General features: G+C 59.4%; 23 protein-coding genes. 13 read left to right on the forward strand and 10 right to left on the reverse strand.

Going from position 1 to position 25,975, the window contains the following annotated elements:
• Positions 1-6 precede the first annotated feature (6 nt).
• The 5 genes from AAIE04_RS09285 to AAIE04_RS09305 all read right to left on the reverse strand — a co-directional run bounded on the left by AAIE04_RS09285 (position 7) and on the right by AAIE04_RS09305 (position 5,144).
• On the reverse strand, positions 7-618 hold the full coding sequence (locus tag AAIE04_RS09285) for a fimbrial protein (protein ID WP_498576828.1): 612 nt from the start codon (positions 616-618) through the stop codon (positions 7-9).
• Between the two features lie 11 nt (positions 619-629).
• Positions 630-1,376 carry a fimbrial biogenesis chaperone gene (locus AAIE04_RS09290; RefSeq protein WP_498576829.1) on the reverse strand — a complete coding sequence of 249 codons (747 nt, stop codon included), beginning with the start codon at positions 1,374-1,376 and terminating at the stop codon, positions 630-632.
• Between the two features lie 24 nt (positions 1,377-1,400).
• Positions 1,401-3,902, reverse strand: coding sequence for a fimbria/pilus outer membrane usher protein (locus AAIE04_RS09295; RefSeq protein WP_498576830.1), 2,502 nt, complete (start codon positions 3,900-3,902; stop codon positions 1,401-1,403).
• Positions 3,903-3,973: 71 nt separating this feature from the next.
• Entirely contained in the window at positions 3,974-4,522 is a 549-nt protein-coding gene (locus AAIE04_RS09300) for a fimbrial protein (RefSeq protein ID WP_498576831.1), read from the reverse strand.
• A 91-nt stretch (positions 4,523-4,613) separates the two neighbouring features.
• Positions 4,614-5,144: a fimbrial protein gene (locus AAIE04_RS09305; protein ID WP_498576832.1), complete on the reverse strand. Its 531-nt coding sequence runs from the start codon at positions 5,142-5,144 to the stop codon at positions 4,614-4,616.
• A 758-nt stretch (positions 5,145-5,902) separates the two neighbouring features.
• On the opposite strand from AAIE04_RS09305, the gene AAIE04_RS09310 reads away from it, so the two are divergent.
• The 5 genes from AAIE04_RS09310 to fetB all read left to right on the forward strand — a co-directional run bounded on the left by AAIE04_RS09310 (position 5,903) and on the right by fetB (position 9,400).
• Positions 5,903-6,316 (forward strand): YuaE family lipoprotein, encoded by a 414-nt coding sequence (locus AAIE04_RS09310; RefSeq protein ID WP_025159890.1) that lies wholly within the window; start codon positions 5,903-5,905, stop codon positions 6,314-6,316.
• A gap of 2 nt (positions 6,317-6,318) precedes the next feature.
• A complete protein-coding gene (locus AAIE04_RS09315) occupies positions 6,319-7,446 on the forward strand; it encodes an FKBP-type peptidyl-prolyl cis-trans isomerase N-terminal domain-containing protein (protein ID WP_498576833.1) in 1,128 nt (375 codons plus the stop codon).
• Between the two features lie 37 nt (positions 7,447-7,483).
• Complete coding sequence (locus tag AAIE04_RS09320) at positions 7,484-7,771, forward strand: FaeA/PapI family transcriptional regulator (protein WP_019455208.1); 288 nt, start codon at positions 7,484-7,486, stop codon at positions 7,769-7,771.
• A 191-nt stretch (positions 7,772-7,962) separates the two neighbouring features.
• Positions 7,963-8,640 carry an iron efflux ABC transporter ATP-binding subunit FetA gene (gene fetA, locus AAIE04_RS09325; RefSeq protein WP_063918372.1) on the forward strand — a complete coding sequence of 226 codons (678 nt, stop codon included), beginning with the start codon at positions 7,963-7,965 and terminating at the stop codon, positions 8,638-8,640.
• Positions 8,627-9,400 (forward strand): iron efflux ABC transporter permease subunit FetB, encoded by a 774-nt coding sequence (gene fetB, locus AAIE04_RS09330; RefSeq protein WP_019455206.1) that lies wholly within the window; start codon positions 8,627-8,629, stop codon positions 9,398-9,400. The genes fetA and fetB overlap by 14 nt, the downstream gene beginning before the upstream one ends.
• Positions 9,401-9,436: 36 nt before the next feature.
• Here fetB and AAIE04_RS09335 read toward each other — a convergent pair whose 3' ends face one another.
• The gene (locus AAIE04_RS09335) at positions 9,437-10,273 is read right to left on the reverse strand and encodes a TIM barrel protein (RefSeq protein ID WP_063918373.1); all 837 of its coding nucleotides are present in this window, start codon (positions 10,271-10,273) and stop codon (positions 9,437-9,439) included.
• 31 nt (positions 10,274-10,304) lie between these two features.
• The gene (locus AAIE04_RS09340) at positions 10,305-11,747 is read right to left on the reverse strand and encodes a sugar porter family MFS transporter (RefSeq protein WP_154747653.1); all 1,443 of its coding nucleotides are present in this window, start codon (positions 11,745-11,747) and stop codon (positions 10,305-10,307) included.
• 556 nt (positions 11,748-12,303) lie between these two features.
• On the opposite strand from AAIE04_RS09340, the gene AAIE04_RS09345 reads away from it, so the two are divergent.
• From AAIE04_RS09345 to AAIE04_RS09360, 4 genes are all read left to right on the forward strand, one after another.
• Positions 12,304-13,809, forward strand: a complete 1,506-nt coding sequence (locus AAIE04_RS09345) for a CoA-acylating methylmalonate-semialdehyde dehydrogenase (RefSeq protein ID WP_498576834.1) — start codon at positions 12,304-12,306, stop codon at positions 13,807-13,809.
• A gap of 77 nt (positions 13,810-13,886) precedes the next feature.
• Entirely contained in the window at positions 13,887-14,708 is an 822-nt protein-coding gene (iolB, locus tag AAIE04_RS09350; RefSeq protein WP_498576835.1) for a 5-deoxy-glucuronate isomerase, read from the forward strand.
• 174 nt (positions 14,709-14,882) lie between these two features.
• Entirely contained in the window at positions 14,883-15,152 is a 270-nt protein-coding gene (locus AAIE04_RS09355; protein ID WP_004930864.1) for a hypothetical protein, read from the forward strand.
• Positions 15,153-15,166: 14 nt separating this feature from the next.
• Entirely contained in the window at positions 15,167-15,505 is a 339-nt protein-coding gene (locus AAIE04_RS09360) for a type II toxin-antitoxin system RelE/ParE family toxin (RefSeq protein ID WP_063918375.1), read from the forward strand.
• Between the two features lie 48 nt (positions 15,506-15,553).
• On the opposite strand, the gene AAIE04_RS09365 is transcribed toward AAIE04_RS09360, so the two are convergent.
• Both AAIE04_RS09365 and AAIE04_RS09370 read right to left on the reverse strand, forming a co-directional pair.
• Complete coding sequence (locus AAIE04_RS09365; protein WP_019455199.1) at positions 15,554-16,390, reverse strand: MurR/RpiR family transcriptional regulator; 837 nt, start codon at positions 16,388-16,390, stop codon at positions 15,554-15,556.
• A gap of 204 nt (positions 16,391-16,594) precedes the next feature.
• Positions 16,595-18,526, reverse strand: coding sequence for a bifunctional 5-dehydro-2-deoxygluconokinase/5-dehydro-2-deoxyphosphogluconate aldolase (locus AAIE04_RS09370; protein WP_498576836.1), 1,932 nt, complete (start codon positions 18,524-18,526; stop codon positions 16,595-16,597).
• A 545-nt stretch (positions 18,527-19,071) separates the two neighbouring features.
• On the opposite strand from AAIE04_RS09370, the gene iolD reads away from it, so the two are divergent.
• Genes iolD through iolE form a run of 4 tightly spaced genes read left to right on the forward strand, consistent with a single transcriptional unit; the run spans position 19,072 to position 23,941 of the window.
• Positions 19,072-21,012, forward strand: a complete 1,941-nt coding sequence (gene iolD / locus AAIE04_RS09375; RefSeq protein WP_498576837.1) for a 3D-(3,5/4)-trihydroxycyclohexane-1,2-dione acylhydrolase (decyclizing) — start codon at positions 19,072-19,074, stop codon at positions 21,010-21,012.
• A gap of 35 nt (positions 21,013-21,047) precedes the next feature.
• On the forward strand, positions 21,048-22,061 hold the full coding sequence (iolG, locus tag AAIE04_RS09380) for a bifunctional inositol 2-dehydrogenase/D-chiro-inositol 1-dehydrogenase (RefSeq protein ID WP_004930848.1): 1,014 nt from the start codon (positions 21,048-21,050) through the stop codon (positions 22,059-22,061).
• A gap of 39 nt (positions 22,062-22,100) precedes the next feature.
• Entirely contained in the window at positions 22,101-22,985 is an 885-nt protein-coding gene (locus AAIE04_RS09385) for a sugar phosphate isomerase/epimerase family protein (protein ID WP_019455195.1), read from the forward strand.
• Between the two features lie 59 nt (positions 22,986-23,044).
• A complete protein-coding gene (gene iolE / locus AAIE04_RS09390) occupies positions 23,045-23,941 on the forward strand; it encodes a myo-inosose-2 dehydratase (RefSeq protein WP_019455194.1) in 897 nt (298 codons plus the stop codon).
• A 70-nt stretch (positions 23,942-24,011) separates the two neighbouring features.
• Here the strand turns inward: iolE and AAIE04_RS09395 are convergent, their stop codons facing one another.
• Positions 24,012-25,961: an acyltransferase family protein gene (locus AAIE04_RS09395; protein WP_498576838.1), complete on the reverse strand. Its 1,950-nt coding sequence runs from the start codon at positions 25,959-25,961 to the stop codon at positions 24,012-24,014.
• Between the last annotated feature and the right edge of the window lie 14 nt (positions 25,962-25,975).

Consider the following 25,975-nt stretch of genomic DNA (forward strand, 5'->3'; position numbering starts at 1 on the left):
CGAACCTCACAGGTAAATCACCTGAATATGCGCCACGGCGTCGAACCCGGCCGCCATCACCGCCCGCTGGGTGGATTCCACGCTGGCGCTGAACCACAGGGTGTTGCTGCCGGGCTGCAGAATGTAGGGGCGGCTGCGCTGATTCAGTTCCAGCGCGCGGCCCTGCTGATCTTGCAGCCGCAGGCCGATGCCTTGCACGCCGCCGTTCAGCTTCAGCAGCGACGGATTGTCGACGTCGCTTTCGCCGAGGAACACCAGCGTGGCGGCCTGCTCACCCTGCAGGTAGAGGCGGCCGGCGTCGCCGTTGCGCGGGCCGGCCGGGTTATCCGCCAGCGCTCGCGCGCCCAGCAGGCAGTTGCGGAACGAGAGGCGAAAACGCACCGGCGCACTGCGATCGCCGGCGTTTCGGAAGTCGCGTGCGCTGACGTCGCCCAGATCGACGGCCTGATCCCGGCTATCCGGCGTCAGGCTGCAGGGAGAGCTGAGCAGGCCGCCGTGAAAGCTGACGGTGCCGGTCGTGCCTTCGATCACGCCCAGCGGCGTTGCCGCCAGCGCGCTGCCGCCGCACAGCAGCGCGCCGAGCAGCAGCGGGCGCAGTCGATCGGTGAATTCAGCCATGCTGGACCTCCTTATTTTTTCTCGGGCACGGCGGTGCAAACGCTGCCGTTGCAGGCGAAGCGCAGCTCGGGGTGGCCGCCGTAGTCGTTGATGTAGGTGATGACGAAGCTGTTCATGCCGGTGTCGTGCAGCTTGAGGCTTTCGCTGGATTTCGGCTTCACCATCAGAGGTTGAAAACCGCCGATCGCGCCGCCGCCCTGTTTTTGCGTTTGCCGCGTCATGCCGGTCAGGGTGATGTAAAACGGCGTCGGGTTGTCGACGGTGATGGCGCCGCCGCTTTTACGGAACACCAGCTTTTCCTGCCACACTTCACCCTTGGGCGCGACAATCGCCTTCGGCCGGTAGAACAGCTTGATCTGCGTTTGCAGCGCCAGCTGCATCACGTTGGTTTTGGTGCTTTTCGGCGGGATCTCGCGCAGGTTGAAGTAGAACACCGACTCGCGATCCTGCGGTAGACGATCCGCCTCCGGCGTTTTGGTGATGCGCACTACGCTGCGCTCGCTCGGCTCCACGCGCTGCAACGGCGGCAGCACCACCAGCGGCGAGGTGATTTTCTGGTGCTGCTCGTTCTCCAGCCAGGACTGCGCCAGGAAGGGCAGCTCTTTGTTTTCGTTGACGATATTCAGGCTGATCGATTTGGCGTCGCTCACATAGACGGCGCGCGTGCGATCCAGCGATATCGCCGCGTCGGCGGTGGGCAGTACGGCGCTCAAGGCCAGGCCGGCGGCGGTCAGTAGCGTTATCGGGTGTTTGTTCATGTCATCATTTCTCAGCGTTACGGATTACAGGGTGGCGCACGGCAGCAGCAGCTGGTCCAGCGGCTTGGCGGCGCCCGGGATCACGATGCGGCAGCGGCGTTGACCTTCCCAGGCGACGTCCAGTTTTTCCTCCGGCTGCACGCCGGTCAGGTAGACCGAGCCGCCGTCGTTGACCACCGCGACCTCGCGGCCTTTCTCGCTCAGCACCGCGGCGCCGAACGGCGGTTCGCTGCCGTCCGCAAGGCGAATGGTGGCCAGCAGCTTGCTGCCTTTCACCACCTCGAAGTGGCGGTAGCCGATGGCGCCTTCGGTCAGCGTGCCTTGCACCACTGCGCGGGTGGCCTCGACGTCGTCCGCCAGCTTGTTGACGTCGATGCGGGTGTCGGTGTTGTAGTAGCTGGTGATGTCGGAAATCACCGCCAGCCCGAAACGGTTGCTGTAGGCGCGGCCGTTGTTGATCGGCACGCCGGCGATGCCGTCGGTGTCGAGCATCATGCGGCTGCCGCCGTTGCTCGAGTTTTGGTGCGCCGCGATGCCGTACCGGGTAGCGGTGAGGCCGCCGCGGAACGAACCGCCGATCGACGAGTAGCTGTCCTGCTGATAAGAGGCGCTGGCGTTCAGCGAGCCGAACGAGGCGTTGTGGGTGTAGTACCCGCGCGCCAGCGATTTGCCGGACTGATTAAAGCCGCCGCTGACCTGCCAGGTATTGTCCGGATCGCTGTAGTCGTTGTACGACGCGGTCTGCGTAACATCGCCATTGTTGGTTTGCAGCGCATAGCCGACACGGCGGCGATCGCCGATCGGCACGGTGAAGTTGAGCATCACGCTATCGTCGGTGCGGCCCTGGTAATAGGTGCGGTAAGCCGACAGCGAGGCGGTGATGTTGCTGATATCGCCGATGCTGAACAGCTTGCTGGCCGACAGGCCGTAACGATCCTGAGTTCGCGCGTCCCAATAGGTCTGGTGCGAGTAGGTCAGGTAGGCGGTGATCGCCTTGGTGGTGTCTTCCGCCATAAAGGTTTTGCTGGCGGTGATGGTGTACAGCTCTTTCTGCCGGCCGTTGTAATTCTTGTCGTAATCACCGTAACGCTCCTGCAGATATTGCGACATGTTCATGAACTTGCGCTGCGAGAAGCGGTAGCCGGCGAAGGTGATCTGGCTGTTCAGCTCGTCGAAGCGTTTGGCGTAGTTGAGCTTGAACGACATGCCGCTGGCGGTCGGCTCGCCGGGCAGACGGGCGATCGACTGGGTGACGTCCAGCGACATGGCGCCGAACACGTTCAGATCGCGGCCGAGGCCGAGCGCCCAGGCGTTATAGTCGCCGCCGAGCAGCGCGCCGCCATACAGCGACCAGGCGTTGCTTAACCCCCAGGAGAAGTCGCTGGCGGAAAACAGCGGCCCCTGAGTGCGGTGGTCGTAGGCCGAGGTCTTGCCCAGCGCCACGTTGTAGCGCACGTAGCCCGGCCGGGTCAGGTACGGAATGGTGGCGGTGTCCACCTGGAAGGTCGAGACGGTGCCGTCCTGCTCTTCCACTTTGACGTCCAGCTTGCCGCGCACCGAGCTGTTGAGATCCTGAATGGCGAACGGCCCGGCGGGCACGGTGGTTTCGTACAGCGTGCGGCCTTCCTGCGAGACGGTGATCTTGGCGTTGCTCTTGGCGATGCCGCGCACTTCCGGCGCATAGCCCTGCAGATTAGGCGGCAGCATGCGCTCGTCGCTGGCCAGGTTGAGGCCGGTGAAGCGATAGGCGTCGAACACCCCGGAGTCGAGATAGATCTCGCCCACCGTCAGCTTGGCGGCCTGCATCGGCAGCGCGCGGTAGGTGTAGATCTGGTTCCAGTCGAAACCGGTGCTGCGATCGCCGGCCTGCTGGTTGTAATTGGACTGGAAGTCCGCGCGCAGGCGCCAGGCGCCCAGGTTGGCGCCTAAGGTGCCGTAGCTGCTCAGGTTCTGGGCGGTGTTGTTGTTATGGCTCTGCTTGCCTAGCTGACCGCTGACGTTGTAATCCAGCAGCAGGCCGGGAATGCCGTCATCCCACTGTTCGGGCGGCGTCCAGTCGGGATCGGAGTATTTCATCCATGCCTGCGGGATGGTGATCGCCAGCACGCCGCCGCCGATGCGATCGGAGACGGTCGCACCTTTGATCGCGCGAATGTCGGCGCACTGGTTGTCGTGCCACAGGGTGACTTTCTTGGCCGCCTCTTCCTTCAACGCCATTTTTTCCACCAGGTCGGGCGGCAGGCACACCTGGCTGCCGCTCTTGTTATCTGGTGACGGTAAATACTGAATGCTGCGCTGAGGCAGCGTTTTCTGGTTGATCTTGATATCCAGCAAATAAGCGCCGGGCATGACGTAGTCGGCGTCGGAGAAGCGCGAAAGATCCACTTTGCTGCGCTCGCCGATATCCAGGACGTCGGTATTGAATTCCGTGGCGGAAAATGCCGGACGCACCCAGAGGAAAGACAGAATGACGAGGAGAGGTAGGTGTTTCCGTGTCAGTAATGACGTCATAACATAATCACTCATGGCAAGTCCGCGCCCAATAGCAGGTCATCCGTACGACCTGAATACGTAATGCTGTGCAGCGCCCGCCGGCGCTAGAGATAAGACAGGGTGAATTTGGCCAGAGAGCTGAAGCCGCCCGCCCGCGCCTTATCGGGATGTATGCGCAGCTGCGCGCCGAAACGCAGCGTGTTGTCGCCGGCGACGATCTGATAATCCGCCGTCGTGCTGCCGAGCGGGATCGGGGCGCCGGCATCGGTCAACAGCTCGATAGCCACGCCTTGCGCCTCGCCATACACGCCCAACAGGGAAGGATCTTGGCTGTCGGCGGTGCCGTCGAACGTGACGTTGGCCGCGCGATAGATAAAGTCGGGCTTCACCTGGCTGGCCAGTTCGCAATTCACCAGTTTGATCGTGAAATGGCGACGGCTGCCGATCAGCACCGATTGCCCGTCCTGTGAGGCATCGGTCATGGAAATCAGACCGAAATCGACGGTTTGATCCAGGCTGTCGCTGGCGATGCCGCACGGTGTTTCGACGATGGTGCCGCCCAGGCTGACTTTGCCGTGGCCCTGATTTTTCGCTGCCGCCGCGTTGCCTACGCTGAGCGCGATGAGCAACAGACCGCAAAGGCGGATAGTCATGCTGGCGTCTCCCTGTCTTTCCCTGTTCCCTTGCCGCTCTCGTCGGCATGCAATAAAGCGGGGGATGCCCTGCGGCATCCCCTGTGGGGTATTACAGGTAAGCCAGGGTGAAGTTCGCCACGCTGGTGAAGTCGCCCGGCACCACGGCGGTGGAGGCGCTGCTGCCCTGCAGGTAAGCGGCGAATTTCAGCGAGTTGTCGCCGTCGTTCAGGCCCTGACCGTCGGTCGCCGTGCCCAGTTCCACTTCTTTGGAGTGCAGGTTGTCGTAGATCACGATGCCGGCGCCGGTTGCCGTGCCGCTCAGAGCCAGCAATTTGTTGTTGACCGGATCAGGCGTACCGGTAAAGGTCACTTTGACGTTTTTCATGGTGGAGATGGAGCAATCTTTCAGTTCGATGTTGAAAGGCTGCATGCTGGATTTACCCTGGTTGGCCAGGATACGGCTGCTGATCTGGCCCATTGGCACGGTTTGGTCAACGGATTCCGGTGCGACGCTGCATGGCGCATCGATAATTTCGCCGGTAAAGGTGACTTTACCGCTGCCCTGATTAGATGCGGCATGAGCAACAGATGCGGAAGCGAAAGCAATCACGGTTGCCAGCATTAATTTATTCAGTTTCATTTCTCAAGTTCCTGTAGAGAGTTTTTAAATAAAAAGAACAGCACATCTAAATCCCCCGCAGCGGCGGCAACGCCATGTCGCCGGCCGTACGGCTGGAGCCAGATCCTTTTGCTCTGGGCAATACGCCAACATCCGTTATTTATGAGAAATAACGAGATTTTGGAAATCAGCAATGGATTTCTTGGTAAATAAAATACGAGTTTTAAGTGTGACGTGTTGCTGGGAATATTCTTGCAAATAATAGTATTGCTTGGAAATAGATTTTATTAAATTAAGTCAAATTCAGAATATAAAACCAAAAGGAAAAAGAAATATATTTGCTTTAAAATCAATAGATCGTATACAAATATTATCCAGTATAAATCACTATATAAATAACGATATGCGAGATATTAGATCGGGGGAAATAGGGTGGCACCTACAATTCACAATATTGTTTTGCTAATATCGCCCTTAGGCAGCAGAGGCTGAATTTTCTTACTGAAACAAAATATAAAACATAATTTATTGTTTTTATTGTTATTTCATGGTTGTTTGTGCATGAGGGAGTGGGGTTTCTTATTCGCGTTTAGCCAGCGTTTAGACCTAATTGGTTAACAATTAAATAACAATTTCACCGGTAGTGAATTATTCTATCGCATTGCGTGATAGGGATTTTTCACTGCCTAACCCATTTTGATTAATCAAATTAAGGCATGCGTTGCTGCCGTTCGCTACATAATGATGACTTGCGTGACAATTAAAGGATTATAAACGGAATGATAACGATGATTAATGCTTGCGGCGGACGCCGCACGGTGGGTTTGGCCATATTTTTGTTTTCTGTTATGGCGCTTTCTGGCTGTGCAGGCGGTAGCAAGACAAACCTGAATTCCGTGAAAAAACTTTCACAGAACAATCCTAATGATAAATCTGATGAACAGCGCATCGCGCTTTGTCAGCAACGGGTTAATTCCTTAAAGAATATTAATCCGCAAAGCTATCAAAAACGCATCGCCTATTTTAACGGCCTGCTTTCCAACGCCTCCGGATATGCCGGGGTGCGCGGCAACGTAGATGAAAGCACCCGCAAAGCTATTGATGCGCTTTATCAATATAAAACCGAGAAATTCTGCGCCGACGTCGAACATGAGCTGATGTCCGATCTGTCTGACCGGGTCGAGAATCTGTAGCCGTGAAGCGCAGTGCGCAAGGATGGGGGATAGGGATCCTGCTGTTGGCGGTGAGCGGGACCGTTTGCGCCGATGACGACGGCATTCCTGCCCTGTTGAAGTTTGCCGAACAGCGGCAGGCGCCGCCGGCCGCGCCCAGGGACGATGCCGAGCGCAAATCGGCGCCCGTACCGGCCGCTAAACCGACCGCCGTCGCAGGCGCAGATGGCGCTCGTTTAACTGCACTGACGCACTCTTTGCAACAGCAGGCGGAGAAAATCCGTCAGTTGGAGTTGCAGTTGGCGGCGGCTCAGGCCGCTGCGGCGCCGAAAAGGGAGCCGGTCGGCGTCGATATTCGGCCGCTTATCGATGCGTTGAAAGGGGTGAAGCAGGCCATTGCGCCGGTGCCTGAGGTGGGCGTGCTGGTCGCCTCGCTGACGCGAGCCGAACAGCGCAGCGCAAGTTTGACCGCGCAGCTGGCGCAGCAACGGCAGCGGATAGAAACCTTGCTGACAGAACGGCGGCAGGCGGTGCAAGCGCCACCGCTGGCCAGCGATGCGGACAAGCAGGCCTATGCCGCCGGCGTATCGCTGGGGCGCGACATTTTGCATCTGCAGCAGGAGAACCAACGGGCAGGGCTGGAGGCGGACAGGCAGCTTTTGCTGGCGGGCATCGCCGATACCCTGGCCGGCCGGTTGCGGTTGGATGACGCCGCCATCGACAGCGCGCTGCGCACGGCGCAGCAGCGTTTGCAGCAGGCGCAGACTCCCCCTGCGGACGGCAAGGCCTACCTGGCCGATTTCGCCCGACAGGAGGGGGTGAAGCAGGATGCGCTCGGTTTCTACTACCGGGTCGACTATGCCGGCAGCGGCGCGATTGGCACCGACGATCGGGTGGACATCGTGGTGCGCGAGAGTTTGCCCGACGGCCGGGTGGTCAAAGATATGGAGCTGGCGGGAACGGTGATCTCGCAGCCGTTGACGCGCTATCCGCCGCTGTTTCGCGCCGCTATCGAGAAGCTGCAGCGCCACGGCTCGATCACCCTGGTGGTGCCACCTGCGCTGGCATACGGCAAGCAGGGCAGCCCGCCGGCGATCCCCCCGAACGCCACCATGATTTACACCCTGCGCATCGCGGACGTGCAACCGTGAGCGGGGTGCTCAGCAGTAACCACTCAGGAGGAATGCTATGGCCAAGGCGCCGAATACGTTTGAAAGCAGAAAATCGCTGATGCTGAATGTGTTGCAAGGATTGTGCAGGGATCGTGTGGAAGGGTCAGGGGGCCATCATCCCCCGCCGGAGCAGTGGCCGAAGACGCGCGAGCTGGCAGATAAATGCGGTGAAAACATCTATACCACCCGCACCCTGCTGCTGGCGTTGGAAAAGGAGGGCAAGGTGCGCTGCACCCACCGCAGCATCAATAATTCTCTACGCTGGTACAGCTGCGAAGAACAGGCAGCGATGAAAAAAGAGTGATTCGGCCCTGGCGGTCGCTTTTGACTATTCCTACAGCTAAGCATTAATTAATCTTATCATTTGGCGGGGGCTTTCCGCTCCGCCAATCCTCCTTTGCGTTCCCCGCCCGCCGCGCAGGCATTGCTAAGATGTTTTTTGCGGCCATATACTTATCGCTCAGACGGAAACAGGTGTAGGGAGCCGGCATCGTAATGAAGGAAAAGAAAGACATACTGAGATTGGATGATATTCATTATCAAATAGACAACCAGGTGATCCTGGACTCGGTCTCTTTCACCCTGGGTGAAGGCGAGTTCAAGCTGATCACCGGACCTTCCGGCTGCGGGAAAAGCACCCTGCTGAAAATCATCTCTTCCTTAATGGATCCGACCCGCGGAAATATCTATTTCGACGGCCGGGCGATCGCCGAGATGTCGCCGGAGGCGTACCGCAAGCAGGTCTCTTATTGTTTCCAGACGCCGGCGCTGTTCGGCAATACGGTTTACGACAATCTGGCGCTGCCCTATCAAATCCGCCAACAGTCGCCGGACACGGCGAAAATGAAGGCCGATTTGGCGCGTTTCGGGTTGCCGGAGGCGATGCTGACTAAAGGCATCAATGAGCTTTCCGGCGGGGAAAAACAGCGCGTGTCCCTGATCCGCAACCTGCAGTTTATGCCGCGGGTGCTGTTACTCGATGAGATCACCAGCGCGCTGGACGAGGAAAACAAGCGCAACGTCAACGAAATCGTTCATCAGCTGGTGGCGGAGCAGCGGCTGGCGGTGCTGTGGGTAACGCACGATACCGAAGAGATAGCGCATGCGGACGAGGTGATCACCCTGCGCGCGCACCGCGCCGAGCAACAGGAGCAACAGCATGAATCAGCATAACATCACCAACGAATCCTTGGGCTTGTCGATGATCCTGGTGGTGGTCGCCATTCTGATCAGCCATCGGGAAAAGCTGGCGTTGGAAAAGGACATTATCTGGAGCATCTGCCGCGCGGTGGTGCAACTGATCATCGTCGGCTATGTGCTGAAGTATATTTTCGACCTGGATAACGCCGTTCTCACCGTGCTGATGGTGCTGTTCATCTGCTTTAACGCAGCCTACAACGCCAAGAAACGCAGCAAGTACGTCGAACACGCCTTCGTGACGTCGTTTATCGCCATCACCACCGGTGCAGTGCTGACGCTGGCGGTGCTGGTGTTGACCGGGTCTATCGAATTTACGCCGATGCAGGTGATCCCGATCTCCGGGATGATCGCCGGCAACGCCATGGTGGCGGTGGGGCTGTGTTACACCAACCTCGGCCAGCGTTTCAAAAGCGAGCAGCAGAAGATTCAGGAGATGCTCAGCCTGGGGGCGACACCCAAGTTCGCTTCGGCGGCGCTGATCCGCGACAGCATCCGCGCTTCGCTGATCCCGACCGTGGACTCGGCGAAAACCGTCGGGCTGGTCAGCCTGCCGGGCATGATGTCCGGGCTGATCTTCGCCGGCATCGATCCGGTGAAAGCGATCAAATACCAGATTATGGTGACCTTCATGCTGCTTTCCACCGCCAGCCTGTCGACCATCATTGCCTGCTATCTGGCCTACCGTAAGTTTTATAACCAGCGTCACCAGCTGGTGGTCGGCAACCTGAAGTAACGCCATGAAAAACGGCCTCCGTGGAGGCCGTTTTTTTTACCCTTGCAGCAGGGCGATGCTCTGGCGGATTTCCCGTTCGATATCCGCCTCACTCCAGCTGTCCAGCTGGGAAGAGAAAGGCTCGAAGGCATAGATGCCGGCGTAGCCCAGGCGTTCCAGGTTCTGCACCTGACGGCGGCTCTCCAGCCGATCCCCCTCGCTCAGCATGATGCGCTCTTCGTCGCTCAACGCGCCTTTCTCCCGCGCGTCTTCCACGCCGGACAGATGCACCAGGCCGATCTGCGCCACCTGGATTTGGGCGTCGAAATCGGCCTGCGTCACGCCGCTCAGATAGTGGTGGAAAGTATCGAGCACGATGCGGTACGGCGCGCCGGCATCGCGGATGATCGCCTGGGTCAGCAGCGACGATCGCAGCGAACTGATGCCGAAACCCAGCGGTTCGACGTATCCCTGTACGCCATAGCGGGCAAACAGCGGCGCCAGCAGCCGCAATGCGGCGAGGGTGTCATCCCGTTTTTGCTGCTCGCTGCGCTGGTCATCGGCGCTGCAGTGCGGGCACAGCACCAGCGCCCGGCTGTGGATGGCCTGGGCCTGCGCCAGCAGCGCTTCGGCGCGTTGCAGAAGCGCCGCCGGGTCGTCTACCCGGTTGAACATGCCAAGGGCGTTGATCGTGACGATGTCGATGCCGTATTGTGCGGCAAGCGCGTTGAGCTGCGCGTCGCTCAGATCGTCGGTCACCTTGCCGCTGGGCATGTCGTTGCGCAGCTCAACCTTGCTGAGCCCGCAACGTTTCACCAGGCGGAAAAAACTGTCCAGATCGAGATTCGGCGCGATCTTGCGGTTAATGCAGAAGCGGTCCAGCGCAATGGTCATGAGGCATTACTCCAGCGGTCAGGGTGAGAGATCAGGATTTGCCGTTTTCCAGCGGCAGCGGCTTGCCGTCGGGCAGAGGATGGCGGTGGCGTTTGGCCAGCACCACCTGCTCCATTTTTTCCAGTGAGACGCCTTTGGTTTCCGGGATATAACGGCCGATAAACCAGTAGCTGAACAGGCAGCAGGCGGCGAAGATCCACATCGGGAAGGCACCGTGGAAATGCGAGAACAGGTAAGGATGATCGTTGATCATCGGGAATGACTGCGATACCGCGAAGTTGGCGACCCACATGCAGCCGACGGCGATGCTCATCCCCTGCGCGCGCATGCGGTTCGGGAAGATCTCCGACACCAGCACCCAGGCGCCGACGCCCCAGGACAGCGCATAAAACACCATGAAGAACAGCATGCCGAACAGCGCGAAATAGCCGGTGGCCTGGGTGTAGAGCGCGTACGAGGTGAGCAGCAGGCCGGCGATGGCGCCCAGCGTACCGTAACGCATCAGCGGAATACGGCCCATGCGATCCATCAGCATGGCGCCGATCACCGAACCGACCAGCTGCAGCACGCCGATCCAGATGGTCTGGAACAGTGCTTCCTGCGCGTTTTCGGTGACGGTTTTCAACACCACCGGCGCGTAGTACATCATCACGTTGACGCCGGTCACCTGTTGCAGCATGGCGATCATGCAGCCGACGAACAGGATGAACCGCACCCGCACGTCGCCGTAATTCAGTTTCCGGTGTTGTTGCTGCCGATCCTGCTGCAGCGAGTCTTTGATTTCTTTCAGCAGATTCTGCGCGTGGGCAGCGTTGGAGACCTTGGTCAACATCGCCAGCGCCTGATCGTCGCGGCCCATCATCACGTTCCAGCGCGGCGATTCAGGGATAACGAACACCAGGATGCAGAACAGGATGCAGGGGATCACGCCCGAGGCGAACATCCAGCGCCAGCCCATTTCCACCAGCCAGGCTTCGCTGGCGAGGCTGGCGATTTTGAAGTTGACGTAGAAAATCACGATCTGGCCGAACACGATGGCGAACTGCTGCATGCTGAGCGCCCGCCCGCGCATGTCTTTCGGCGACACTTCCGACATGTACATTGGCGACACGGTGGCGGCGATGCCGACCGCCAGGCCGCCGATGATGCGGTAGATGACGAACCAGGTGAAGGTCGGTGCCAATGCCGCGCCGACGGCGGACACGGTGAACAGCAGCGCCGCCAGCATCAGCGCCTTTTTACGGCCCCAGCGCGCCGCCAGCGGCCCGGCGGCGAAGGCGCCGACCACGCAACCGATCACCACGTTGGAGACCGCCCAGCCGGTTTCGGCCGGGCTGAGGCTGAAGTAGGTTTTCAGCGCTTCGATGGCGCCGGAGATCACGGCGGTGTCGTAGCCGAACAGAATGCCGCCCAGGGCGGCGATGCCGCAAATTCGCAAGATGTAGCCGGTATTGTGCTTACGCTGATATGACATGTGTTGCTCCGATTTTTATCCTGGCTTCCGTCCGCACGGTTGGGTTATCGGAAAGAGGGCGAGCGGAAGGGTGTGAACCGTGCCTGTCATCAAGGCGATGTCGTCGATAAATGCTGGAACAAACAAGAACATTTATTTCATAATTAGTGAATAATGGAATATTGATTTTTAGATCCAGTTCAAAAAAAACCGTCGCGAGTGGCCCGGACGCTTTGAGCGTTCGGCGCTGGGCGATAGCGGCGGCAGGGCAGGCGCAGTGCGGATTTTCTGTAGCAAAGTCAGCGTGCATCACCCACAGTTTCTCTCTCGTCGCGGTATCTGCTCTGGCACGACAATGAAAGCGACGGCCGATCGACACCGCAAAATTGCGACCTCACGCACTAAAAACAAATTTTCCAAAACAATTTATTTGAAATTTTTTTTTCAATGAAATAGAGTTTGCTGCATCCGGTCAGGATTTAGCCGGCTTGCCGACGGAGTGCGACGAGCGGGACGATTAACGCCGCTGCCGCCTGCGAGTGGCCAGGCGGCAGCGGACTTGAAAAGAGGGCGTGACATGAAAACCGTGGGTAACTTTATTGACGGGCAGGTGTGCCTGAGCAGCAGCAATCAAACCGTCGACGTGCATAACCCGGCCAGCGGGCAGGTTGAGCGGCGCGCCACGCAGAGCACCGCCGCCGAAGTCAAACAGGCCATCGACGTGGCCCATCGGGCGTTCGCCGACTGGTCGCGCACCACGCCGCTGCGTCGCGCGCGCATCATGTTCAATTTCAAGGCGTTGCTGGAACAGCACCGCGACGAGCTGGCCGAGCTTATCGTCAGCGAGCACGGCAAAGTGTATTCGGATGCGCTGGGCGAACTGACGCGCGGCATGGAAGTGGTCGAATTCGCCTGCGGCATCCCACATCTGATCAAGGGCGAGTATTCGGCGGACGTCGGCAGCGGCGTCGACAGCTTCTCGCTGATGCAGCCGCTGGGCGTGGTGGCGGGCATCACCCCGTTCAACTTCCCGGCAATGGTGCCGATGTGGATGTTCCCTATCGCGCTGGCCTGCGGCAATACCTTTATCCTCAAACCGCCGGCGCTGGTGCCTTCGGCCTCGGTGCGCCTGGCGGAGCTGCTGAAAGAAGCCGGCCTGCCGGACGGCGTGTTCAACGTGGTGCACTGCGCCAATGAAGACGCGGCGCAGCTGTGCACCGATCCGCGCATTCAGGCGGTGAGCTTCGTCGGTTCTTCCACCGTGGCGGAACATATCTACACCACCGCCAGCGCGCACGGCAAGCGAGTACAGGCCTTCGGCGCGGCGAAAAACCAGGCGATCGTCATGCCGGACGCCGATCTGGACGCCACGGTCAACGCGTTGATGGGCGGCGCGTTCGGCTCCGCCGGAGAACGCTGCATGGCGTTGCCGATCGCCGTCGTGGTCGGCGATGATACCGCCGACAAGCTGATCGCCAAACTGAAGCCGCTGATCGCGCAGCTGCGCGTCGGCCCTGGCTTGCAGCAGGGCGGCGAAGAGAATGAAATGGGGCCGCTGGTGTCGTCCGCTCACCAGAAGAAGGTGCTGGGCTACATCGATCTGGGGGTGGAAGAAGGCGCGACCCTGGTGGCCGACGGCCGCAATTATCAGGTGCCGGGCTATCCTGAAGGCTATTACGTTGGTGGCACGCTGTTCGATCACGTGAAGCCGAACATGCGCATTTACCGCGAAGAGATCTTCGGGCCGGTGCTGGGCATCGTGCGGGTGCCGGACTATCGCACCGCCATCGATACGGTCAACGGCCATGAGTTTGGCAACGGCAGTGCCATCTTTACCGGCAGCGGCCACTACGCGCGCCAGTTCGTGCAAGAAGTGCAGGCCGGGATGGTCGGCGTCAACGTGCCGGTGCCGGTGCCGATGGCGTTCCACAGCTTCGGCGGCTGGAAGCGCTCGGTGTTTGGTGCGCTGAACGTGCACGGCACCGATGGCGTGCGTTTCTACACGCGCATGAAGACCGCCACCGCGCGCTGGCCGGCCGGGCAACAGACGGTGTCCGAATTCAGCATGCCAACGCTGGGTTAAGCGATCGCAGAGTATGAGCGGGCCGTTGTTCCTTTGGGGCAGCGGCCTTTGCACGGGGTGTTAACAGGAGAATCGAGATGTCTTCACTGCTTGCCAAATGTCAGACGCCGAACGCCGAGGGGCGTATCCAGCACGTGACGCCGGAAAATGCCGGTTGGCGCTATGTCGGCTTTGACGTTTACCGCCTGGCCGCCGGGCAGTCGCTGCAGTTGGAATGCGGCGACAACGAGCTGTGTCTGGTGCTGGTGGCCGGTATTGCCTCCGTGGCCACGCTGCGCGCCGAATACCCGCATATCGGCAAGCGCATGAGCCCGTTCGAACGCACGCCGCCTTACGCGGTGTATGTGCCGCATCACGATCGCATCGAGGTGCGGGCGGAGACCGAGCTGGAGCTGGCGGTGTGCAGTGCCCCCGGCGGCGGCCACCTGCCTTCACGGCTGATTACGCCGGCGGATATCGGCGTGGAGCGGCGCGGCAAGGGGCGTAACCAGCGGTTGGTGCACAACATTCTGCCGGACAGCGAGCCGGCCGATAGCCTGCTGGTGGTGGAAGTGTATACCGACGAGGGCAACACCAGCTCCTACCCGAGCCACAAGCACGATCGGGAAGACTCGCCGGACGAAACCTATCTGGAAGAGACCTACTATCACCGCATTCAGCCGGAGCAGGGATTCTGCATGCAGCGCGTCTATACCGACGATCGCACGCTCGACGAGTGCATGCCGGTCTACAATCGCGACGTGGTGAAAGTACCGCGCGGTTATCACCCGGTGGCGACCCTGGCGGGCTACGACAACTATTATCTCAACGTGATGGCCGGGCCGGTGCGGCAGTGGAAGTTCACCTGGGAAAAAGACCAAGCCTGGATTAACGGCGAAGGTTACCCCGCCGCGCAATAAGCGCTTGAGGCCCGGCTTGCCGGGCCTTCTCTTTATCAGGGTATAAATTTGCCCTAAATTTGCCCTCCATCTTGCTCAAATGATAACCTGTCGGCACGCGTTCGCTCTCTGACTGAGTGAATCCCAATAACCGCTGTGATACAGCGTGATTGCCTATGCGCAGGAGGAACAACCATGACGACCACCATGTCCCAAAAAGCGGCGCGCGAAGGATTAGGTTCGCCCGACCTGTTTGAAGGCGGGGTCTATGTCACAAAAAATGGTGTCGCTGAGCTATTTGTGCAAACGGCGGCTGAGAGAGAGGCCGAAATTCGGGAACGCAATCTCGAGCGCCAGTCCAATGCGTTGTTGAAACTGACTATGATGGCGAAGCAAGAGATTAAAAATCAGCGCGGTCTGTCGCCCGAAGAAACCTTGCAGCGGCTGCGTGACGCGCGGAAATAGGCCCGAGGTGCAGGATGCCCCAGGAAATACGTTTTACCGTCGCGCCGGCGGCGGAATGGAGCCTGAAAGACATCGAGTCTTACAAGAGCGGAACGATAGGGGCCGCCGCAGCCGGAGTGTTCGTGGATAACCTGCTGTTATCGTCCCTTGCGGCAATTGCTGACGATCCCGCCCGCTACCGCTTCAACGCCGTGCTGGCGGGCATGGGGGTGCGGTTGCACGAACGATTGGATCCCGACAGCGAATACCGTGTCATCTATGACTACGACGGCCAGACGGTGGAGATTCTGCTTTTCATCAGCATGAAGCAGGATCTGGAAAGCGTGCTCTACCGTTATTTATTGCTGCAATAATCCCGCCGCGCCCGAGCCTGTCTCGGGCGCTTTCGTCAGACGTGCCGCTTACTCGTCCCGGGCGTTATTCAGCGCCAGCGAGACCGCCAGCGTCTGCGCCAGGCACATCGAGGCCACCTGCGAACGGAACCCGTCCACCTGCGCTTCGCGCACCACGAAACAGACGTCGCTGAAGGCGGCCAGCGGGCTGACCTGGCTGTCGGTGATGGCGATCTGCTGCGCGCCGCGCTTGGCGCCCAACTCCACCAGTTCCACCGCCTCGCGGGCGTACGGTGAATAGCTGATGGCGATCACCACGTCTTTCGGTTTCACCATGCTCAGCTGTTCGGTGAACATCCCGCCCAGCCCGTCGATCAGAAACGCGCGACGCTCCAGATGGCGCAGCGCATAGGTGAGGTAGGAGGCGACGCTGAACGAGCGGCGCAGGCCGATCACGTAGATGTTTTCGGCGTTGTTGAGCAGATCCACGGCGCGATCCAACTGCTCGGGAGCGATTTGCATCGCCAGCTGCTGCAGCGCCTGCGCGTTGACCATGGTGAATACGTTGAGGATTTCGGCCGGTTTCTCCGGCGCGACGTTGTCGTCGGTGGAGGTCTGGCGGAACAGGCGCGCGCGCTCGGTATAGTTCACCGTCTCTTCCATCAGATGCTGACGGAACACCTGCTTCATTTCGTTGAAGCCGCTGAAGCCAAAGGCGTTGGCGAAACGGATCAGGGTGGAGGGCGGCACGCTGGCCTGTGCGGCGATGGAGGCAACGGTATCGAAAGCGATGCTGTTACTGTTATCCAAAATATAGCGCGCCACCTGCTTCAAACGCTTGCTCAGCGTTTCATAACGGTGGCGGATCTCGTCCTGTAACAGCGAAAGTTGAGTTGGGTTGTTCATCCATTCGGCTCGCAGTGGGGTGAAGGCGCATTGGCCTGACGCCTGACATATTGACAGGGTATTTTAACAGACGGAGCGGAAATTTCATTTCCTCAAAAAGCGATTTATTCGATCGCACGTTGCGCGACTTCACAGAAAATGGGCAAAAAAATCCCCTTAAAGCGGCGAAATGGCCTTAAGGGGACGTGAACTCGCTTCTCGCTGTCAGTGAGCGCCGCTCGTCTGCGGCCGGTACTGGCGCCAGAAATCGATCAGCGTCAGGTATTTTTGTTTCACCTGCTCGATCAGCGCCGCATCGTCGAGTTCCCCCTGCAGCCAACGGCGCGAAGGTTGACCGAAGATGGTGCGACCGACGGCGAAACCTTTCACCCAACGCGCATCTGCGGCGGCGGCAAAGCCTGCCTTCAGCACCGCCTCAGGGGAGTCGAGCCCCAGGATCAGCACGCCGCGGCAGAACGGATCGTAGCTGTCGATCAGCGCGCCGACCCGTCGCCAGTTTTCCGCGCTCAGCGGCGGCAGTTTCCACCAGTCCGGCTGAATGCCCAACTGGTAGAAATGCTCAATCATCTCCAGGTAATAACGTTCGTCCTTGTCGGCGTTGCTGTCCGGCAGGATCACCTCCAGCAGCAGCTCATGGCCGGATTTGCAGCAGCCGCGGTAGACGTCGGCGATCAGCTCATCCTGTTCGCGGCGCAGTTCCGCAGCGTCATGCGGGTGATAAAACACCAGGCACTTCACCACGTGCTCCTGCGGCCAGTCGATCAACTGCGAGCCGATATTGCCGTGCTCCAGACGCAGCGGGCGCGAGCTGGGCAGCTCTACCGGCCGGCCGATCCACCATCCCTGGCCGGTGATTTCGTTCAGCGCCGCCTGCCCATAGGTGGTGTCGGCCAGAATGCCGCTGTTGCCGTTGAGGCCGGCCTGTGTGGCAGCCTGTTGCGCGGCGGTGAGCAGCAGGGTTTTCAGATGCGGAATGCGTTCCTCGCCGACGCCGGCCTCGCGCGCCATGTCCGCCAACTGCTTGCGGTGATCGAAGGCGAACACGCACAGTTCCGGCCACTGTTGCTTGCGGGTGGTGACCCGGTGCAGGTGGTTCAGACGCGCATCGCGGTCTGGGCGCGTGACCTGCTGTTCACGCTGCAGATAGTCGTCCAGCTCCCGTTTGGTCGGCATGGCCGGCGCGCAGCCGTGGCGCGAGACCACCAATGCGCCGCAGGCGTTGGCGTAACGGCAGGCCTGATCCCAGCCCTCATCGTTCAGGTAGCCGCGCAGCAGGCCGGACATAAACGCGTCGCCGGCCCCCAGTACGTTCAGCACCTCAACCCGCACGCCGGCGTGCAGCTTCACCTGCGTCCAGCTGTCGGCTATCTCGCCCTCGAACACGGAGCATCCCTGCGCGCCGCGCTTGCACACCAGCGTGGCTGCCGTGGTGCGGCGCACGTTTTTCAATGCCGTCAGTGTATCAGTGCTGCCGCCGGCGATATGAAACTCCTCTTCGGTGCCGACGATCAGATCGAAATGGTGCAGCACCTCCTGCAGCTCGCGGGTTACCTGGTCTGATTCCACAAAGCGGGTTTCGCCGTCGCCCAGCGACGTCAGCCCCCACAGCACCGGGCGATAATCGATGTCCAGCGCGGTGCGCAGGCCGTGGCGGCGCGCGTATTCCAGCGCCTTCAGCACGGCGGCGCGGGTGTTCGGGTGCGACAGGTGCGTGCCGGTGATGGCCAGCGCGCGCGAAGAGGCGATGTAGGATTCGTCGATGTCGCTCGGCGTCAGCGCCATGTCCGCGCAGTTTTCGCGATAGAAGATCAGCGGGAAGGTTTCCTGATCCTTGATGCCGAGGATCACCAGGCCGGTTAACCGCTGTTTATCGGTGATCAAGCAGCGGGTATCGGCCCCGACGCGCTGCAGCTCTTCGCGCAAAAAGCGGCCCATGTGCTCGTCGCCGACACGCGCCAGCATGCCGGATTTTAACCCCTGAATGGCGGTGCCGTAGGCCACGTTGCCGGAAGAGCCGCCGAGGTATTTGGCGAATGTGCCGGTGTCTTCCAGACGCGCGCCGATCTGCTGAGCATAGAAATCGACGGCGATGCGCCCGAGACAAATGACATCAAGCTGTTTTTCTTGTGTAGCCATACCCGTTTCCTTCTGTTTAAGCAAAACTCCGGCGGCGGCCCGAGCGTGGCGCCCTGCTGGAAGCATGTGGACAGTATGGGGAATGAAAATTTCAATTTCAATATAGAATGAAATTTACACCCCAAAAATGTGATGCGTTTAAAACATCGACAAAGGAGAGGAAAAAGCCGATGAAGCGGCTGTGAAACGGCGACCAGGGGCGCGCGGAAAAGGGGCGTGACGGCAGGATAAAAGGCTGTCGCCTCGCGCGTCGATGGCTTTACCGGCTGATACGCGGCGTGAAGCCGGTGAAGGCAAAGCCACGAGATGAAACGGGCTTTTCATGCAATATGCGATCTTTATCGCAAAATGAAATGTTTCTTCTGTAATGTGATTTTATGAAAAATATATTTGTTTATAATCGCTTCACGTTTCAGGTTGTCGACTTCGTGAGCAGCGGGCATCGCCTGCTCAAGATAATAGCTGCCGCCGCGTAACACAAACACGGGATTGTCGGCTCGGCGCGAGCCCTTTCCGGGGCGGCCCTCAATCTAAAGGGTGAGTAAATGGGCAAGATCAGGCTAACCATGGCGCAGGCGCTCGTCAGATTTCTCGATAACCAGTATCTGCTGGCCGACGGGGTGGAAACCAAATTCGTCGCGGGCATTTTCGCGATTTTCGGCCACGGCAACGTGCTGGGGCTGGGGCAAGCGCTGGAGCAGGATAGCGGTGAACTGCGGGTGCATCAGGGCCGCAACGAACAGGGCATGACCCACGCGGCGATCGGCTTCGCCAAGCAGAAACTGCGCCGGCAGATCTACGCCTGCACCTCATCGGTCGGCCCCGGCGCCGCCAATATGATCACCGCCGCGGCCACTGCCACCGCCAACCGCATTCCTTTATTGCTGCTGCCGGGCGACGTTTACGCTTCCCGCCAGCCGGACCCGGTGTTGCAGCAAATCGAACAGCCTTACGATCTCAGCATCAGCACCAACGACGCGTTCCGTGCGGTGAGCAAGTATTGGGACCGCATCGTGCGGCCGGAACAGCTGATGAGCGCCTGCATCAACGCGATGCGCGTACTGACCGATCCGGCGGAAACCGGCGCGGTAACGCTGTGTCTGCCGCAGGACGTGCAGGGGGAAGCCTACGACTATCCCGACTATTTCTTTCAAAAGCGGGTGCACCGGCTCGATCGCCGTCCGGCGACCGACGGCATGTTGGCGGACGCGCTGGCGCTGCTGACGGCCAAACGCAAACCCTTGCTGGTGTGCGGCGGCGGCGTGAAGTACTCGCAGGCCGGGCGGGCGCTGCGCGAATTCGCCGAGCGCTTCGGCATTCCGTTCGCCGAGACCCAGGCCGGCAAAGGCACGGTGCCGAGCGACCATGAATTCAACCTCGGCGGCATCGGCGAAACCGGCTGCCTGGCGGCCAACACGCTGGCCCGGCAGGCCGATCTGGTGATTGGCGTCGGCACCCGTTACACCGATTTCACCACCTCGTCCAAATGGCTGTTCCAACACCCGGACGTCAGCTTCCTCAATATCAACGTCAGCGCCTTCGACGCCGGCAAGCTCGACGGCGTGCAGGTGCTGGCGGACGCCCGCGAGGCCCTGAACGCATTGGGCGCGCTGCTGGCGCAGGCTGACTACCGCGCCGGCTGGGGCGACGCCATCGCCGCGGCGCGCGCTGCCCAGCGTGAAGAGACCGAGCGGGTTTACGCGGTGGAATACGGCGGTGCAGGCTTTGTGCCGGAGATAGACGATCACCTCGACCGCGAGCGGGTGTTCGCCGAATTTATCGCCCAGACCGACTCGGCTCTGACCCAGAGCCGAGTGCTGGGAGTGCTGAACCGCGAACTGCCGCCGGACAGCGTGATCGTCGCCGCCGCCGGCAGCCTGCCGGGCGATCTGCAGCGGGTCTGGCACAACCACGGCGAGCATGGTTACCACGTGGAATACGGCTACTCCTGCATGGGGTACGAGGTCAACGCCGCTTTGGGGGTCAAGCTGGCCGAGCCGCAGCGCGAGGTGTACGCGATGGTGGGCGATGGCGCCTTCATGATGCTGCATTCCGAACTGGTCACTTCGATTCAGGAAGGCTGCAAGATCAACGTGGTGCTGTTCGACAACATGACCAACGGTTGCATCAACAATCTGCAGATGGAACACGGCATGGACAGCTATACCACCGAGTTCCGCTTCCGCAATCCACAGGGCGGCAAGCTCGACGGCAAACTGGTGCCGGTCGATTTCGCCATGCTGGCGGCGGCTTACGGTTGTAAAACCTATCGCGTCACCACCGAACAGCAGCTGCTCGACGCGCTGGCCGACGCCCGCAGGCAAACCGTATCCACGCTGCTGGATATCAAGGTGCTGCCGAAGACCATGGTGCACAAGTATCTCAGCTGGTGGCGCGTGGGCGGCGCTCAGGTGGCCGACAGCGAGAAAATCGTCGCAGTGGCGCGCAAGCTGCAGGAAAACATCGATAAGGCGCGCGATTACTGATTCGTTTTCATACATAAATCTCGAGGGTAGCGAAAATGACATTGAACATTGGGGTTATCGGCACCGGCGCCATCGGCCGCGATCATATCCGTCGCTGCAGCAAAGTGTTGCAGGGCGCTCGCGTGGTGGCGGTCAACGACATCAATCGCGACAACGCCGCCAAGGTGGTGAGCGATCTGCAGCTGGATGCGCGGGTGTATGACAACGGACACGATCTCATTAAGGCCGCCGACGTACAGGCGGTGCTGGTCACCTCCTGGGGGCCGAGTCATGAAGAGTTCGTGTTGGCGGCCATCGCCGCCGGCAAACCGGTGTTCTGCGAGAAGCCGCTGGCGGTGACCGCGCAGGGCTGCAAAAACATTGTCGACGCCGAAGCGAAGCACGGCAAGCGGCTGGTGCAGGTCGGCTTCATGCGCCCCTATGACCAGGGCTATCGCGCGCTGAAACAGGTGCTGACCAGCGGCCAGATCGGCGAGCCGCTGATGCTGCACTGCGCGCACCGCAACCCGACGGTCGGCGAGGCCTACACCACCGATATGGCGATCACCGACACCCTGATCCACGAAATCGACGTGCTGCGCTGGCTGCTTGACGACGACTACGTGTCGGTGCAGGTGGTGTTCCCGCGCAAGAGCCCGAAGGCGTTTCCGCACCTGAAAGATCCGCAGATTGTGCTGTTTGAAACCGCCAAGGGTACGCGCATCGACGTCGAAATCTTCGTCAACTGCCAGTACGGCTACGACATTCAGTGTGAAGTGGTGGGGGAAACCGGCATCGCCAAGCTGCCGGAACCGTCCTCGGTGCAGATGCGCAGCGGCGCCCGCCTGTCGACCGAAATTCTGACCGACTGGAAGGATCGCTTTATCGATGCCTATGACGTCGAACTGCAGGGTTTCATCAACGACGTGGCCGCGGGCAAGTTGACCGGGCCTTCCGCCTGGGACGGCTACGCCGCCGCGGTGACCGCCGACGCCTGCGTGGCGGCCCAGCTCAGCGGCGAGATCGTGCCGGTGACCCTGCCGGCGCGCCCGGCGTTTTACGGTAAATAACCGCTCGCAGCGCGTAACCACGATTGCAGAGGAGTGACCATGAAGATCGCTTTTGATGTCGACGTTATCCGGGATTTGGGCGTGACCAAAATGGTTCAGCAGGTGGCGGACTGGGGCTATAAGTACATTGAGCAGTCGCCGCACCCGCAGATCAACCCGTTTTACAAACATCCGAAGGCCAGCCGCGAAATCATGGCGGAGTATAAAAACGCCTTGAAAGCGACCGGCGTGGAGATCTCCTCATTTATCGTGGTGTATCGCTGGTCCGGGCCGGGGGAAGATCGCCGCCAGGCGGCGGTCAAAAACTGGCGGCGGATGATCGAAATCGCGGTGGAGATGGGCGTGCAGGTGATCAACACCGAACTGGCGGGCAACCCCAATGAGCCGGAGATCTGCGAGGAGCTGTGGTATCGCTCGATGGAGGAGCTATTGCCGATCGTCGAGCGCGAGGGTATCCGCATGGAGATCCAGTCGCACCCTTGGGATTTCTGCGAGCTGAGCAACGAAACCGCCGATCTGGTGAAGTCGCTGCGCAGCGACCACGTCAAATACCTCTACAGCGTGCCGCACACCTTCTACTACGACAAAGGGCAGGGTGACGTGGCCGGCATGCTGCAGTACGCCGGGGACGATCTTTCCCACGTGCTGATCGCCGACACCATGAACCACACCAAGCATTGCCGTTATATCGTCAACCCGCCGGGCGTTGACGCCGCTGTGCACCAGCACGTCGGCATCGGCGAAGGCGAGGTGAATTTCGACGCCCTGTTCCAGACGCTGCGCGAGATGGAATTTGCCAACCGCAGCTTCAAGGCCGGCGGCGAATCGATCATCTGCACCTCGCTGTTCGGCTACCCGGAAAAGATGCCGAGCCAGGCGGTGGCGACCAGAGAACGCATCGAGAGAGAGCTGTTGGGCAAATAATCTTATTCGGCTCGCCGGCGGCGTGTGCACCGGCGGCCCTCCAAGGACCGAGGCAGACCATGAATAAAGACAACGTGAAATTGGCCATTGCGCCGATCGGCTGGACCAACGACGACATGCCCGATCTGGGCAAGGAAAACACCTTTCAGCAGTGCGTCAGCGAAATGGCGCTGGCCGGTTTCACCGGCAGCGAAGTGGGCAGCAAATACCCGCGCGATCCGGCGGTGCTGAAACCGATGCTGGATATTCGCGGCATCCAGATCTGCAACGCCTGGTTCAGCACCTTTTTCGCCGACGGTCAGAAAGACAAAACCATCGATGAATTTATCAACCATATGAATTTCCTGCATGCCATGGGCGCCAGGGTGATCGGCTGTTCCGAGCAGAGCAAGAGCATTCAGGGCACCACCAAAGGGGTGTTCGAAGAGAAGCCTTACTTCAGCGATGAAGAGTGGCAGCGCGTGGCCGACGGTTACAACGAGTTGGCGAAGATCGCCGCCGGCAAAGGCATGCAGGTCTGTCTGCACCACCACATGGGCACCGGCATTCAGACCACGGCCGAAATCGACCGTTACATGAGCATGGTCAACGACGACGTCTACCTGCTGTTCGATACCGGCCATGCCTATTATTCGGAAGGCAGCCAGCAGGCGATGATGGCGATCCTGGAGAAGTATCTGCCGCGCATCAACCATGTCCATCTGAAGGACGTGCGCGATGAGGTGGTAGCGGAAGTGAAGGCCAACAAGCTGAGCTTCCTCGACGGCGTGAAGAAGGGCACCTTCACCGTGCCGGGTGATGGCGTGATCGACTTCAGACCGGTGTTCAAGCTGCTGGACGAGCGCGGTTACAAGGGATGGATGGTGGTGGAGGCCGAGCAGGATCCGGCGCTGGCCAACCCATTCGAGTATGCGGTGAAGGCACGCCGCTATATTCGGGAAACCGCCGGCATTTAACGCGAGCCGGCGCTGATGACGCGTTTTTTTTCCACGCGCAAATTGGGCATGAGGAGCGGGTTCCTGTAGATTAATTGCCCTTGTTGCCCGCAGAGGATGGGAGGGTGCCCAGCAAGCCGAGTTGAGACACGATTTCGTTCGAGAACAACTGGGCGCCTTTTCTCGTGAAATGCGCTTCGTCACTGTAGGTGATGTTATTGCGCTCATCTATGATGAGGCATTGCCGGTTTCCAGGGCAGACGATGCTCAATGGTTGGAAGAATGACACGCCGTCTGGCAATGATGATGCAATGCCGCGGTTGATTTCCGTTGTGGTCTGGCTGATGTACCTGGCAGCGAAGAAATTGGCCTGCTGTAGTGGCTGGTTTTTATTGAGTATGAAAATCCCGTTCGCCTTGAGGCTTTTTTTACCCACCACGATGATCTTCGCATGAACGCCGTTCGCCTCCATCCGACCAAGCGTTTGTCCGAGATATTTGGCGCTGTAGGGTTTCCAATTCATGGCGATTAAGATGAAATCGGCGCTCTTCATCTCCCGCGTATTAAACTCGCTGAAGAGGCCGGTGAATTTCCGCCCGCAGAATCCCCTCAATCCGCTGGAAGAAGCAGTGTTGAGGTTGATCTCTGCAAGATAACGCTCTCTGTCGGGCGGGCTGACGTAAGGCGTCCCGCACCTAACGTCACTTTGTATGGACAAGATGTCGAAATTATCATGATAGCGTGACTCCATGATTGCGTTGATTAAATCCGCAGCCTGGGAGTCGCCGATGATGACCAGTTTTACTTTCCCCGATTTCGCGATGTCGTTTTGTTTAAACGCATTGCTATTCACCCAGACATAACGATCTTCCGCCTGTTTGTTGAAGGCCGAGTTCGTTGCTTGTAAATCTGCGGGCAGCCGCCAGATCCAGCCGTTGAGGGCCGCAGAGGCGGCCAGCGCGGACAGCACAGCGAAGACGGCGAGGTAGCCGATGATGAGCGCGTTTTTATTCCGGTGCAGCCAGGCGGCGCGATAGCGCTGTTCTACATAGCGGTGAATCAACCAGGCGAAGGAGAAGCTGAGGGGCAACGATAGCAAGCCGCCGGCGAGGGTTTTGTCGCCGAGGATATACGTGACCATGACTATGGTCGGCCAATGGACAAGATAAAGCGAATAGCTTATCTCGCCGATGTGAATCATGGGTTTGCGTTCGAACCAGCGCGCGATGGGGGCTTCTTGGCCGAAAACCAGCATAAGCCCGGTGCAGAGCGTCGGTATTAAGGCATAGATTCCTGGGAAGGGAATGTTTTCATCCAGGAAGTAAACAAAAGCGGCAATGCCGATCAGACTGGCGGCGTAAACGGCGTTGGCGATCGTTTTACTGCGCGCGATGGCGGGAACGTTAAAGGTATAGAACATTCCGCCGAGTGTTAGCTCCCACAGCCGGAACGGCGTTAATAAATATGCGGCGGAGCTGTTTCTGTGCATGGCATACAGAGAAGAAAAGAAGAGAAGAGCGGTAAAGACGGAAATCGTCAGCCTGGCGGGAATGCGTTTGCGCATTGTCACCCACAGAATCACGGGCCACAGAAGATAAAACTGGCTTTCTATCGACAGCGACCACGTGTGCAGTAAAGGCTTGGTGATGGGAGCTGCGTCGAAATATCCGCCTATCGCATAAAAATAAAAGTTAGAGATAAAAAACAGTGCGGATAGGGATGCTTTAGCGTTATTTGCAAATTCTATGGGCTGCAGAATAAAACAGGTGGCGATGAAGGTTATGGCGACTGTCGCGATCAGCGCTGGGAGCAATCTGAACCCCCGCTTGAGCAAAAAGTGCGCGAAATTCATCCGGCCCTGTTCAATATCGCGAATTAATAGGCCGCTGATCAGATAGCCGCTGATGATAAAGAAGACATCGACACCGATAAATCCGGCGGAAAAACCGGGTATGCCAAAATGAAAGCCTAAAACGGAAATAACGGCGAATGCTCTGAGCACCGTGATGTCATCTCTGGTTTTAGAAGAGGGGGGTGCCATGGGGGCTCCATATT

The organism is Serratia sp. Ae19-1 (assembly GCF_059801225.1).